Raw genomic sequence first — 13,557 nt, forward strand, 5'->3', positions numbered from 1 at the left:
CGATCAGGAAGTGGAAAATCACCAGTTGGTAGGGACCACCGTTGTAGAGCCACTCATCGAGGGAAGCGGCTTCCCAGATGGGGTAGAAGTGCAAGCCGATGGCGTTGGAGGAGGGAACAACCGCACCAGAGATGATGTTGTTGCCGTAGAGCAAGGAACCAGCCACGGGTTCACGGATGCCGTCGATGTCCACGGGGGGAGCAGCGATGAAGGCGATGATGAAGCAGGTGGTGGCGGTCAGGAGGGTAGGGATCATCAAGACACCAAACCAGCCCACATAGAGGCGGTTGTTGGTGCTGGTGACCCATTGACAGAAGCGTTCCCAGAGGGAGGCGCTTTGTTGGGTTTGAACGGTTGTGGTCATTGCTTTAAATGATTGCAACTACAGAATGATGATTAAAAGCTGCAAGGTAGTCTTGCATTACGTCTCATTGTATTTACATTTCTTAGGGATTGCACTCATTTTCTGATCAGTTTTGCTGATTGATGGGTTCAGGTTTGATTATCAGCCAGGGGGGATTCCCGAACAGGTCGGGGGGAGCGATCGCCCCCTTGGTAATTTTGGTAATTTTCACTATAATTAAACCAGAATCCACTTTATCCCCAGAGCCATCGTGTTTACTACTGCTGTCCGACCTGTCACCCCGGTCATCCCTGAAGATTTGTTTGGGGCGATCGCCGCCCTCAAGGGAGATCTGAACGCCATCATCCTCGCTCACTACTATCAAGAGGGGGATATCCAAGATTGTGCTGACTATATTGGCGACTCCCTGGGGTTAGCACGACAAGCAGCGGAAACAAAAGCAGAGGTGATCGTTTTTGCCGGGGTTCACTTCATGGCGGAAACCGCCAAAATCCTCAACCCTGATAAGCAAGTCCTGTTACCCGATCTCGATGCCGGTTGCTCCCTTGCCGATAGTTGCCCACCGGATCAGTTTGCCGCATTTAAAGCGCAATACCCCGATCATTTGGTGATCTCCTATATCAACTGTTCAGCGGCGATCAAAACAATGAGCGATATTATCTGCACCAGTTCCAACGCGGTGAAGATTGTCGAGCAAATTCCGGCGGATCAACCGCTGATTTTTGCCCCCGATCGCAACCTTGGCCGCTACGTCATGGAGCAAACGGGGCGGGAGATGGTGCTGTGGCAAGGGAGTTGCATTGTCCATGAGACGTTTTCTGAGAAAAAAATTGTTCAGTTGCAGGTGGAGCATCCGGAAGCCCTGTTGATTGCCCACCCCGAATGTGAGCCGCAGGTGCTGCGCCATGCCGACTATATCGGCTCAACGACGGCGTTGCTCAACTATGCCCAGCAGACCGAGGCCAAAACCTTAATTGTGGCCACCGAGTCAGGAATTTTGCACCAAATGCAAAAGACCTGCCCGGATAAGTTGCTGATTCCCGCCCCGCCGTTGCAAAATTGCGCCTGCAATGAATGCCCCCATATGCGTTTGAATACTTTGGAAAAGTTGTATTTAGCCATGAAGCACCGGCAACCGGAAATCACGCTGCCCTTGGCCACCTGTGAGGCGGCGTTGCGGCCCATTGAGCGGATGCTGGAGATGAGTCGTTAGTTGATGGAGAGGCGAAAAATTTTTGTGCCTCCGGCAGGCTTACGCCAACGCCCCTACGCAGATCAATGCTATCAACGGATTTCGTCTCACCCTAGGATTTGGTGGGCGGAATTTGTTGGCGATTTGCTGTAGGGGTTCTCATAATGGAAAAAGAATTTCCCCTTCAGCAACGGAAAACAGTGATGCACATTCGGGTTCTGGCGATCGCCCTCCTCAGTACGGCCCTCTCTACCCTCTTCTCCGCAAGCAGTCTAGCCAATGGACTCAACCAACAACTCCAGCAGGCGATTTGTGGGCAAAATTGGCGGCAAGGGGTGTCCATTTTGCAGCAAATGAAACGACTGGCTCCTCAACGGGCTGTACAGTTGACCGCCTATCAAAGCCGGTTGCAAGTTTTGGCCGATCGCAATATTTTCATCACCGATTGGAGTTGTGCCAGTGGTGAACTCCCCTCTCCAGATGCACCCGCCACAGCCCCCGACCCGCAAATATTCACAATTCCGATTATTCGACGGGAGGGCAATATTCCCGTTGTGGAAGTTACTTTTAACGGCAAAACTTTCCCGATGCTTTTTGATACGGGAGCCTCCACTACGATGATCTTACCCACGATGGCCAATGCCATCGAGCCGGATATTCAAGGAGAAGGGATGGTGACAGTAGCCGATGGCCGCACCCTGCCCACAACCTTTGCCACCGTGCGATCGCTCCAAGTGGGGGATTTATCCCTCACCGATGTCATGGTTGCCTTTACGGAAAGTACCGACGAGTTAGCCCTAGGAGGCTTAGGACTGTTGGGACAAAATGTTTATGGTTCCTACGACATTGCGATTAAGGAAAATGTAATCGAACTCACGCCCCGTACTGGTTCCTAAACCCTTTAAATTAACAGAGGGGGTCGTAGGGGGTAACGGTTGGAATGCTGGCGGCTGTTGCGCTAAGAGGGGAAGGATTTACCATCAAAAAAAGAAGTCATCATAGGGCAACGGTCGGAACGCTGGTGGCTGTTTCGCTCCCACACCTACGACATAGTTGAGGGGAACAATGCCCCGGCTGCTGGTGGCTTGGCAGATAAAAGCGGCAACTTCCCCCCGGTTGGCCAATTGGTTGCCGTTAAATTGCCCCACAAGGGGAAAGGAAATCACCAAATTTTGCTCAACAGCAGCGGCAACTAAGTTGCGGGCATAACTGGGGATTGATCCCGCATCTTGGAAGGTTTCGCTCAAGATTTGTTCACTGTTGCGGCTAGGAAAGAAATGATTTAAACCAGAGGCGATCGCCACCACCACATGAATACGAGGAATATTATCCTGGGGGGCAAAGGTACGCTGGGGAAAGCCAGAGAGGAAATTGGTTTGATAGGTATAGCGGATCGGCATGATCGCCCAATGACCCTCGGAAACATCCACATAGGTATCGTCCTGATAATCCCGAATAAAGGGGGATTCGGGAAAAGCACGGGTGAGAATTTTCGCAAATTCCGTGCGGGTAATGGGGAGGCTGGGGCGAAACGTGCCATCGGGGAAAGCGGGCATCACCTGCTGACGATGGAGGTGCTCAATACATTGCCTCGCCCAGTGGCCTTGAATATCCGTCGGGCTGGCTTGGGCTGGACTGGGGGAAAGAAGGGCGATCGCCCCCATCCCCAAACCCAACCCGATCACGGCTAACCAATTTTTGATCATGTCTGGCGCAACTCTGGAAAAAGCTCTCGCTCCAGAATAACCGATCCCCTAGAGGATAAACCCCTACTTCTCTCCCTCCACCGTCGAAACCCGCCGCAAACTCAGCACATCGCTCATTTGCCGAATGCGGTTAAAACTTTGATCCAACTGAAGGCGATCGCCAATTTCGATCCCCAAATTAATCAACGCCGGTTTACCCGGATGAGTAATCACCCCTGCTTGACAGACATTAATATTCTGGTCGCTGAGTTTGGCGAGAATATCCCGCATAATCCCGACGCGATCTAACACTTCTACCTGAATATTGACCCGATAACTGGGGCGGCGATTCCCCTGGAGGGCGGCAGGATTCCAACTGACGGGAATGAGGCGATCGCCCTCCACCCCCTCCACATTCAAACAACCCTGACCATGGATCGAAATCCCCCGCGTCCGCGTCACCACGCCAATGATCGATTCCCCTGGAATCGGATGGCAACAGCCCGCAATATGGTGGAGTAACCCCTCCACACCACAGATCGGGTATTGACTTGGCTCACCATGGGCCGGCGCAACCCGTACCGTGGGCAGATCAATCGTCGTGCTGATCGTATTTTGGGGTTCCACCACCTCCAAGGGTTGTTGCGCCTTCACCGCATCGCGAATCCGGTTCACCACCAAATTCAGCGTCATCTCCCCATAGCCCAAGGCCGCCAACAAATCCTCAACGGTGTGATAATTGCACCGCTCCGCCACCGCCTGCATCGGGTCAGACTTAAGCAGGGCATCGAGGCCACTCTTGCCCATTTCTTTTTCCAGCATTTCCCGACCCCGGAGGATATTCTCGTCGCGGTGCGATCGCTTATACCATTGGCGAATCCGGTTCCGCGCACTGGGGGTGACAACAAAATTGAGCCAATCTAAACTGGGGCGGCTACTTTTGGCCGTAATAATCTCAACAATATCCCCATTTTGCAAAGGCGTATCCAGCACCGACCACCGGCCATTCACCCGCGCCCCCTTCATGTGGTTGCCCACCTCCGTATGGATGCGATAGGCAAAATCCACCGCCGTTGCCCCCCGCGCCAAAGCCACCACATCCCCCCCAGGGGTAAACACATAAACATCATCCTCAAAGAGATTCGACTTGAGGTTTTCTACATATTCCTGAGCGTCATTGAGATCATTTTGCCATTCCAGCAATTGCCGCAACCAGGTGAATTTCTCATCATCGGAGGAGAGTTGCGCCACACTGCCGCCGGATTCTTTGTATTTCCAATGGGCCGCAATCCCATATTCAGCGATGTGGTGCATTTCCAGCGTGCGGATCTGGATTTCCAGGGGGCGGCCCGTTAGCCCCACAACGGAGGTATGGAGGGATTGATAGCGGTTCGGTTTGGGGAGGCCAATATAATCTTTAAAGCGGCCCGGAATCGGACGGAACAGATCATGCACCACAGAGAGAGCGCGATAACAACTATCCTTCGTATCCGTAATCACCCGCACCGCTGCGATATCGTAAATTTCATGGAATGCCTTATGCTGGCCTTGCATTTTTTTATAGATACCGTAGAGGTGCTTGGGGCGGCCTTGGAGTTCAACCAAGCCAATCCCCAATTCTGCTAACCGCTCCCGGATCGTTTCTGTCACTTTTTCAATCCGTGCCTCGCGATCAATGCGCCGCTCTGCCACTAAGCCCTGAATTTCTCGATAGGCGTTGGGTTCGAGGTATTTAAAACAGAGGTCTTCGAGTTCCCACTTGAGGCGACCAATCCCTAAACGGTTGGCGAGGGGGGCAAAAATATCACGGGTTTCCTGGGCGATGCGCTGTTGTTTTTCTGGTCTGAGGTGTTCGAGGGTGCGCATATTGTGGAGGCGATCGGCAAGCTTGACGACGATGACGCGAATATCCTGGGCCATGGCGAGGAACATTCTGCGGAAGTTTTCCGCCTGTCGCTCCGTTTTGCTAGAGAAGTTAAAACTGGAAAGCTTGGTTACACCTTCCACCAATTGCCGAACTTCAAAGCCAAATTCTGCTTCAATGGCTTCGGGGGTGACATCGGTATCTTCCACCACATCATGGAGAAAACCGGCGGCAATCATGGCACTATCCCCCCCTAGATCGCGCAATAACCCGGCAACAGCAACGGGATGGGCAATGTAGGGTTCTCCGGATTTCCGCAGTTGGCCCTCGTGAAGTTGATAGGCGAAGTTAAAGGCCCGACAAATTAACAGGGCATCCTCATTACTCCCAAGGGTGGGGTTGAGTAGGCAATCTTGGAGCCAAGGAGGTAGGGTGATATCGGTGGGAAGTAGTGGGGGGGGAGAGGCTACAGGGGCGTTATCGCGGATTGCCTCCCGGTTTACTGGGGTGGGGTGGGGATGGGTTAGGATCGGGGGAGTCATGGTCGCTAGTCCTTTAATAGTGAGTAGAGCCGACTGGATATCCTCCATGCGGCAACGGGGGGATGTAGATGCAGCGGGACAGGGCTGAGGGACAGAAGAAACAAAATAGAGCTTGAGATGGGCTATGCCTTGGGCATTTCTCCATAAATGCGCTCAATACGCAAGATATTTGTATTAAAAATTTATACTTTGGCAATTACTCCTATTATGCCGTCTCCTTTTGATCGTGAACAATATGCAACGGTTTTAAAAACCTTTGTTAATTTAAGAAAGTCTTTACGCGAACCGGGGTTAATCCCCCCGGATTGGTATGAGCATTTTTTAAAGGTTAGACAAGTATACCAGACGACAATTTCCCTGCTAGAGTTCGATCAATTGGGGGGCAGGGAGCGATCGCTCCTCACGGAAATCCATCGCTTGGGGCGACTCCTCGAAACCCAAGCCCTTTTTTTGCAATCCGCTCGTAGGGTGGAGGCGATCGCAAAACGCCAAGGGGATTTTGTAAAACATTTGAACCAAGTTATTCAACTCCTCGAACAGCTTGATCCCAATGCCAATGGAGAACCCAATTTACGGTAAAGTGAGAAGCGTCTTCTTTCTCCGCTACCTATTTTCAAACCCCTATGCCAGAAGCTGTTAGCGTCATCGAAACCTTGGGATTTCCGGCAATTTTGGCCGCCGCCGATGCGATGGTCAAGGCAGCCAGGGTAACGGTGGTGTGGTGTGATAAAGCAGAAAGTGGTCGCTTTGTGGTGGCCATTCGTGGCCCAGTTTCCGAGGTTAAAACGGCTCACCCCGCAGGGATTGAAGCGGCGGAAAATGTCTATGGCGGTGAAGTGATTACCCACTACATCGTCCCGAACCCTCCGGAAAATGTCGTCTCGGTGCTGCCCATCGACTATTCTGAATCCGTGGAGCCATTCCGCTAAGGTTGCGATCGCCCCCATTTTTGAATTTTTGAGTTGTTTTTAAGTCATTTCACAGGAGTTATTTGGTATGCCAGAGGCAGTTGGATCGTTAGAAACGAAGGGTTTTCCGGGGGTACTTGCCGCAGCGGATGCCATGGTGAAAGCCGGGCGTGTCACCCTGGTGGGCTATATCCGGGTGGGGAGTGCGCGGTTTACGGTGAATATCCGGGGCGATGTTTCTGAGGTGAAGGCGGCCATGGATGCCGGGATCGCAGCGGTGGAAACGGCCTATGGTGGCGCGTTGGAGTCCTGGGTGATTATTCCTCGCCCCCATGAAAACGTGGTAGCGGTGCTGCCCATTGATTTTAATGAATCGGTGGCTTCCTTCCGGGCTTCCGTCAATCAACCCCGGATATTTGGTTCCAATAGTTAGTGCTTGCCTTGGGAATTGTGAATAAATTCCACGAAATGATAACAAATGTATATACTATGGGGATGTAGTCCTACCCCGTAAAAACACTGTGCTGCTGATTAACTCGAATCGCCTTGGGGAAAGTGCCCTCAATAAAATGGCCGAATTTGCCTTTGCCAGCCAAATCAACACAGCAGAGCAGTTGACAGTGCGGGTGAAGACGAATCCAGGACTTTTGGCCCAGGGAGAATTGGAATCCCTCCATATTGATGGGGTGGGGCTGGTGATGCGCCAGGATTTGCGCCTGGAGCAAATGCAGCTTCAGATGACGGGGATTCGTGTTAAGCCCTTTAAAGCTTTGTTAGGGAATATTGAACTGGCCCAACCCAGCCATGGGCGGGGCTGTATGGTGTTGACGGATCAAGATTTTCAGGGGGCGTTCCATTCCCCCGATTTAGGCCATCAACTCACGGCTCTCGGATATCCCCACACCGAGATTCACACCCAACTCCAAGCCAATGGCACGTTGAATATGACCTTGAGCGGGGCAGAGATCCCTGCTACTACCTGGCAATTTTTACCGACGATCCGGCCAAACGGGGGGGTGCTCCTAACCGCTCAATCTTCCATTGCTCCTGCTTTACAACCCTTAGCAGAAGTGCTCCGTACCCAAGGGGAAGCCGTATTTAATTTACGCCGCTTTGAGTTGAAGGGGTTAAAGTTCATCATTGCGGGTCTGACGGTGCAGCAGGGTTTGGTGACATTGGAGGCGATCGCCGCCATGACAGAGTTTCCGGCGTGAGGGTTAGATTGGGTTAGATCGGTACATTTGCCCCTATTTGTTTGTCCCCGCGCTACAATTGGGGCAAACCTTGCTGGGCGTTTCCCTATGGCTTATCCCTCCCGTCCTTCAGAAGTCCTTGCGGCTCCTCATCCCTGTGATGTGCCGCTCCCCCCGGATGATTTGATTTTCGATGATGGAGAACCCTTGGAAAGTAATCGTCACCGGATTGCGATGAACGTCTTGATTGAGACGATTCATCAAGCTTGGCGCGATCGCACCAACTATTTTGTTGGCGGCAATATGTTCATCTATTACAGCCGCACCCAAGCAAGAAATCGCGATTTTCGCGGCCCTGATTTTTTTGTGGTCTTAGATGTGGATGGCTCCGAACCCCGCCAGGGCTGGGTGGTGTGGGAAGAGGAGGGGCGTTATCCCGATGTAATTATTGAATTGATGTCTCCCTCCACCGCTGCGGTGGATTTAGGGGAGAAAAAACACTTGTATGCTCACACCTTCCACACCCGTAACTATTTCGTCTATGACCCCTTTGATCCCCAATCCCTCCAAGGTTGGCAATTGACCACCCAAGGGGATTATGAACCCTTAACCCCCAATGATCAGGGTTGGCTGTGGTCTTCTGGCCTCGAACTTTGGCTAGGCCATTGGCAAGGGGAACTCTATCGGGAAACGGCAATCTGGCTACGGTTCTACGATTCCGAAGGCAATCTCATGCCCTTATCAGCAGAGGCGGAGCGGGAGCAATTGCTCTTAGAGCGGGAACGGTCAGCGGCGGAAAGGGAAAGGGCCGAAGCAGCACAGGCTCAAGCTGAAGCAGAAAGGGAAAGGGCTGAAGTAGAGCGAGAAAGGGCCGAACGACTCGCCGCCCATCTCCGCAGCTTGGGCATTGACCCCGATCAACTGTAGGGGCGAAAAATCTTTCGCCCCCTTTAAATCTTGTGCCATGGCTTTGCCTTGGCACAAGCTCTCGGCGGCTCTGCCGCCTGAGATGGAGGCAGAAGCCCTCCAGGGAGCGTTACTTGGCAGAGCCAAGTAACGAGGATTTCATATTATTTGTCAACCTGCGGAATGTCGGATCTAAGGCAATAACCAGATTCTCCCTAAACCGCCACAGGTTCTAAACCTTGGGCTTGATCCAGGAGTTTCTGCAACGCTTCCCCTTCAATCACTTCGGTTTCAAGGATTTGCCGGGTAATGGTTTCAAGAAGGTCGCGGTTTTTTTGGAGGATGGCGATCGCCGTCTGATGGCCCTGTTCAACAATCTCCTTCACCTCCCCATCAATGGCTTGGGCGGTGGTGTCGCTGACATTGCGGCGGGGGTTCATCATTCCCCCTTCCCCTAGGAAACTATTGCCGCCACCTTTTTCATAGGCTAAAGGCCCGAGAACTTTGCTCATCCCGTAGGTTGTCACCATCCGCTCCGCTAAATCCGTCGCCCGTTGCAGGTCATTGGCGGCTCCGGTGGTAATGCTGCCGAAAACCACCTCTTCAGCGGCCCGACCCCCTAAAAGGGTGGCAATTTGATCCCGTAGCTCCGCTTCCGACATTAAAAAGCGGTCTTCCGTGGGCATTTGCAGCGTGTAACCTAAAGCCGCCATCCCACGGGGAACGATGGAAATTTTCGCCACCTTCCCCCCACCGGGCATTAACGCCCCAACGAGGGCATGGCCCACTTCATGGTAAGCAACGATCGTTTTTTCCTTCTCATTGAGGACGCGGCTCTTCTTCTCTAAACCTGCCACGACTCGCTCGATCGCCTCGGCAAAATCGGGCTGGGTGACAGTTTCCCGTTGGTTACGGGCGGCTAAGAGGGCGGCTTCGTTCACCAAGTTGGCTAAATCAGCCCCGGAAAAGCCAGGGGTACGGGTGGCGATCGCCTTCAGATCCACCCCCGGATCCAGTTTTACCTTGCGGCCGTAGATATCAAGGATTTTTAAGCGACCGGGAAGATCGGGGCGATCGACTAAAACTTGACGGTCAAAACGACCGGGACGCAGCAGAGCCGGATCGAGGGTTTCCGGGCGGTTCGTGGCGGCAAGAACAATCACCGTCGCATCCCCCGCCGCAAAGCCATCCATTTCCGTGAGTAATTGATTTAAGGTTTGCTCCCGTTCATCATTGCCCCCGGCCATAAAACCGTTACCAGCGCGGGATTTCCCAATGGCATCCAACTCATCAATAAAGATGATACAGGGGGCTTTTTTCTTAGCCTGTTCAAACAAATCCCGCACCCTTGCGGCCCCGGCTCCCACAAATAGCTCCACAAATTCCGAGCCAGAAATACTAAAGAACGAAACCCCTGCCTCACCGGCCACAGCCTTAGCCAGCAAAGTTTTCCCGGTTCCCGGCGGCCCCACCAGTAGAACCCCCTTAGGAATCCTTGCGCCAATATTGGTATAGCGTTGGGGATTTTTGAGAAATTCGACAATTTCCTCTAATTCTGCCTTAGCCTCTTCTACACCGGCCACATCGGCAAAGCCAACTTTTGTGGCATCATCCTCGACATAAACCTTGGCCTTACTTTTATTAATCGACAATGCCCCTTGAGGGCCACCACCGCCCCGACCGAGGAACAATTGCCAAATCCCCACAAAAATTAACGGCGGAATCACCCAACTGAGGAGACTACCAAACCAGTTATTCCCTTTGGGGGGAGCAGCGGCAAATTCAACGCCTTTGCTTTCTAACCGTTGGGGGAGTTCGAGATCAAAAATGGGCGTAGTGGAGAGGATTGAACCGTATTCTTCACCATTTTCGGGCTTGAGTTGATAGCGGATTTGGTCTTGGCCGACAAAAGCCCGGGCCACTTCGCCATCGTTCACCTGATCGAGAAACAGGCTATAGGGGACGCGGGTAGGCGCAGGGGCAAAAAGTTGCGGGAAAAAGAGATTAATTAAAAAGAAGCCAGTACCGACAATCAGGAAAATATTCCCAATCAGGCGGGGCCAACTGCGTTGCGGTCGATTTTTAACGCTCATCTGATGCAGCAATGAAAAAAGGTTAGTCCCTTTATTGTCTAATGCTGATTCTGATTTTGGGGGTGTGGATGTCCCCCGTTGGCCGTTGTCAATGTCTCGGTTAAAGGGCTTGGGCCCGGAGCCAGGCAATGGGTAAATAAAGCAGTTTGCGTCCTTTGGGGACAAAGGCCCGCTGATTGAATACGTCGTACTGATTTTGTTCAATTACTTTGAGAATGCCTTGATAGAGCATCAGGGCAGACCAAACGGGCCAACGGGCATCGGGGTTGAGGGCGCGAATGCCCTGCTCGGCGTGGTGATAAAAGTCTTGGGCCCGCTTGATTTCAAATTGCATGAAGGCCCGCCAGCGGTTATCAACAACGCTGTTGAATAGGTCTTTTTCGGTGTAGTTGAAGCGGGCTAAATCTTCTAAGGGCAGGTAAATCCGACCGCGCCCGGCATCTTCCCCCACATCCCGGAGAATATTGGTGAGTTGGTTGGCAATGCCGAGGGCGATCGCCGCCTCAATTGCCTCTTTTTGTCCTGTGGTGGACTCCATCAGCCCCAACACGGGGCTGGTCATTAAACCCACCGTTCCCGCCACCCGATAGCAATACAGTTCCAACTCCTTAAAGGTTTCATAGCGGCTACGGTAGAGATCCATCCGTTGGCCGGCGATCATATCCCGAAACGGCTCAATGGGGATGGGGAACCGCTCCAGGGTATCCACCAAGGCGACATCCGCATCTTCCTGGGGATGACCGGCAAACACCGCTTCGAGATGGTTTTCCCATTGATCGAGGGTTTCGGGGGTGGTGGCGGCAGCTTTGGGGCCATCTACCAGTTCATCAGTACGGCGACACCATTCGTAAATGGCCCAGATGGCCCGGCGCTTTTCTGGGGGCATTAATAATGTCCCCATATAGAAGGTTTTCGAGTAATGGGCCGTAATTTGCCGACAATACTCGTAGGACTCGTCTATGGAGACGAGGGGGCGGGTGGTGGGGTGGGGTTTAGGCAGTTGCAGCATTCAATCCGGGCTGGAACGCGATGGGGTAGGGGAATACGCCATTAGATTAGCATTGTCCAAGGGGACTGAGGTTTGGGGTAACGTGGACTAGGACGCAACTAAGGCGGCGGTTGATGGGGCTGGGGTTTGGGCAATTGCCCCTGCCGCCAGCTTACCGGAAAGCACCGCACCCTCCATGCTTCCTAAAAATTCCTGCCAGGTATAACTCCCCGCCAGGTAAAAGTTAGCAATGGGGGTGGTTTGGGTGGGGCGGTGGGCTTGGGAGCCGGATACTGCCTTGTAGACTGAGCGAGGGGTTTTGACCACTTTCGATTTCAGCAGTTGGGCAGGGTTGTCGCCGCTGAAGTCCTGGGGAAAAAGTTTTTGTAATTCCGCCAGGGTCGCGGTGAGAATGGCCTCATCCGGTTGGCTAATCCAATCCGCAGCGGGGGCGAGGACGAGTTCTAGCATGGAGCGATCGCTCCTATAGCCGCGACAGGTGTTGCTCATATCCGCATAGACACTGAGGAGTTCGGAGCGGGAAAAAAGCAATTGATCAATATCTGTTAATTTACGATCAAACCAGAGATGAATATTAATCACCGGCACACCTTCGAGGTGACTGAGTTTTTCAAAAAAGGGCATCGCCCGCCAAGGTTGAGGGATTAAGGTTTTCAGCGGGTCTACCGAGAGGGCAGAAACGTAAGCATCAGCGGTGATCACCTCGCCATCCCGCATCACAAAACCCTTCACCGTCTGATCTTCATTGAGGGCAATTTCCTGAAGGGCGCGATTGAGATGGACTTCGCCCCCATGGGCCGTAATGTAGTCCACCAAGGGCTGACAAAGCCTTTCCGTGGGGGAGCCATCGAGGAAAGCCACCTTAGAGCCGTAGCGTTCCTGCAAGAAGCGATTTAAGGCGGTGAGGGGAACAGTGGCAGAAACTTCGTCGGGATTAATAAACGTTAAGGCCTTAGATGCCGCGATGAAAATATCACTATTGACCTTTTCATCCACCCCTTGGCGTTCCAACCACTCTAGGAGGGTGTACTGATCCATTGCTTCCACATAGTCCTGACCGCGCAAAATGGCCGGCCACAACCCCCAGGCAAAACGAAATTTTTGCTCCCAGGTGAGCATATCGTTATTGCGTAAAATGGAGAGGATGACATTGATCGGCGCAGGTAGATCTGGCACATCAAAGCGGGAATAAGTGCCGGGCTTTTCCGGTTGGTTGAAAATGAGTGTGTGTTCTTTCCACTGCAAACGGTCTTCAATGCCCAATTCGGCAAACAGTTGCAACATATTGGGATAGGCCCCAAAGAAGACGTGCAGCCCCGTTTCATACCAATCGCCATCGGCATCTTGCCAAGCCGCAACCAACCCCCCCAACACATCGCGGCGTTCTAGGACTATGGGGGTGTGACCCGCATCAACGAGATACTTGGCACAGGTTAATCCGGCTAATCCGGCTCCGGCGATCGCAACTTGCATGGCAAGAGTTTCAATCCTTAAGATTTGTTTACAATTTTGCTCTGTGGATATTATACGTTGCGTTTCGTTACATGATCGCGTTTTGAATTCATATTCCTGAATTCAGGACGCAAACCGTCCGCAGGTTGACACTCCCCGCGCTGAAGCGACGGGGATTCTTGGTTCAAAGACCGGACTTAACTGAGCAGGATTTCTCCAACTCAGCCAGAGGCCCAATCTCCCCAAGCGTATAACTTCCCGTGTGCCCCACGGTAGTTAGTCCCAGGCGCAGGATGTTGATGGCAGCATTCACATCTCGGTCAGCCTCATAGCCGCAATGGGGACAGTG

Annotated in this window: 13 protein-coding genes and 1 pseudogene; 7 read left to right on the top strand and 7 right to left on the bottom strand. The window is 52.7% G+C overall.

All coding sequences use genetic code 11. The features are described from left to right. A pseudogene (locus VB712_RS07665) lies at nt 1-364 on the bottom strand (photosystem II q(b) protein); the annotation flags it as partial. Nucleotides 365-614: 250 nt separating this feature from the next. On the opposite strand from VB712_RS07665, the gene nadA reads away from it, so the two are divergent. Together nadA and VB712_RS07675 are read left to right on the top strand one after the other, a co-directional pair. Next, entirely contained in the window at nt 615-1,577 is a 963-nt protein-coding gene (nadA, locus tag VB712_RS07670) for a quinolinate synthase NadA (RefSeq protein ID WP_323253776.1), read from the top strand. 182 nt (nt 1,578-1,759) lie between these two features. Beyond that, nucleotides 1,760-2,452: a retropepsin-like aspartic protease gene (locus tag VB712_RS07675; RefSeq protein ID WP_323253778.1), complete on the top strand. Its 693-nt coding sequence runs from the start codon at nt 1,760-1,762 to the stop codon at nt 2,450-2,452. A gap of 84 nt (nt 2,453-2,536) precedes the next feature. Here VB712_RS07675 and VB712_RS07680 read toward each other — a convergent pair whose 3' ends face one another. Then, on the bottom strand, nt 2,537-3,262 hold the full coding sequence (locus VB712_RS07680) for an S-layer homology domain-containing protein (RefSeq protein ID WP_323253780.1): 726 nt from the start codon (nt 3,260-3,262) through the stop codon (nt 2,537-2,539). A gap of 63 nt (nt 3,263-3,325) precedes the next feature. After that, the gene (locus tag VB712_RS07685; protein ID WP_323253782.1) at nt 3,326-5,647 is read right to left on the bottom strand and encodes a bifunctional (p)ppGpp synthetase/guanosine-3',5'-bis(diphosphate) 3'-pyrophosphohydrolase; all 2,322 of its coding nucleotides are present in this window, start codon (nt 5,645-5,647) and stop codon (nt 3,326-3,328) included. Nucleotides 5,648-5,854: 207 nt separating this feature from the next. Between VB712_RS07685 and patD the strand changes: the two genes are divergently transcribed. From patD to VB712_RS07710, 5 genes are all read left to right on the top strand, one after another. Further along, nucleotides 5,855-6,226 (top strand): heterocyst frequency control protein PatD, encoded by a 372-nt coding sequence (gene patD / locus VB712_RS07690; protein ID WP_323253784.1) that lies wholly within the window; start codon nt 5,855-5,857, stop codon nt 6,224-6,226. A gap of 44 nt (nt 6,227-6,270) precedes the next feature. Continuing rightward, entirely contained in the window at nt 6,271-6,576 is a 306-nt protein-coding gene (locus VB712_RS07695) for a BMC domain-containing protein (protein WP_323253786.1), read from the top strand. Between the two features lie 67 nt (nt 6,577-6,643). Next, the gene (locus VB712_RS07700; protein WP_323253788.1) at nt 6,644-6,988 is read left to right on the top strand and encodes a carbon dioxide-concentrating mechanism protein CcmK; all 345 of its coding nucleotides are present in this window, start codon (nt 6,644-6,646) and stop codon (nt 6,986-6,988) included. A gap of 88 nt (nt 6,989-7,076) precedes the next feature. After that, a complete protein-coding gene (locus VB712_RS07705; RefSeq protein WP_323253790.1) occupies nt 7,077-7,769 on the top strand; it encodes a DUF2993 domain-containing protein in 693 nt (230 codons plus the stop codon). 87 nt (nt 7,770-7,856) lie between these two features. After that, the gene (locus tag VB712_RS07710; RefSeq protein ID WP_323253792.1) at nt 7,857-8,675 is read left to right on the top strand and encodes a Uma2 family endonuclease; all 819 of its coding nucleotides are present in this window, start codon (nt 7,857-7,859) and stop codon (nt 8,673-8,675) included. Nucleotides 8,676-8,869: 194 nt separating this feature from the next. On the opposite strand, the gene ftsH4 is transcribed toward VB712_RS07710, so the two are convergent. From ftsH4 to VB712_RS20435, 4 genes are all read right to left on the bottom strand, one after another. Continuing rightward, nucleotides 8,870-10,747 (bottom strand): ATP-dependent zinc metalloprotease FtsH4, encoded by a 1,878-nt coding sequence (gene ftsH4 / locus VB712_RS07715; protein ID WP_323253794.1) that lies wholly within the window; start codon nt 10,745-10,747, stop codon nt 8,870-8,872. Between the two features lie 100 nt (nt 10,748-10,847). Then, entirely contained in the window at nt 10,848-11,756 is a 909-nt protein-coding gene (gene crtB, locus VB712_RS07720) for a 15-cis-phytoene synthase CrtB (RefSeq protein ID WP_323253796.1), read from the bottom strand. Nucleotides 11,757-11,843: 87 nt separating this feature from the next. Continuing rightward, nucleotides 11,844-13,229 carry a 15-cis-phytoene desaturase gene (gene pds, locus VB712_RS07725; protein ID WP_323253798.1) on the bottom strand — a complete coding sequence of 462 codons (1,386 nt, stop codon included), beginning with the start codon at nt 13,227-13,229 and terminating at the stop codon, nt 11,844-11,846. A gap of 163 nt (nt 13,230-13,392) precedes the next feature. Beyond that, the coding region (locus VB712_RS20435) for a zinc ribbon domain-containing protein (protein ID WP_416236287.1) at nt 13,393-13,557 on the bottom strand (165 nt) is incomplete at its 5' end.

The organism is Spirulina sp. CCNP1310 (assembly GCF_034932185.1).
In the GTDB taxonomy this organism is placed as follows: Bacteria; Cyanobacteriota; Cyanobacteriia; order Cyanobacteriales; family Spirulinaceae; genus Spirulina.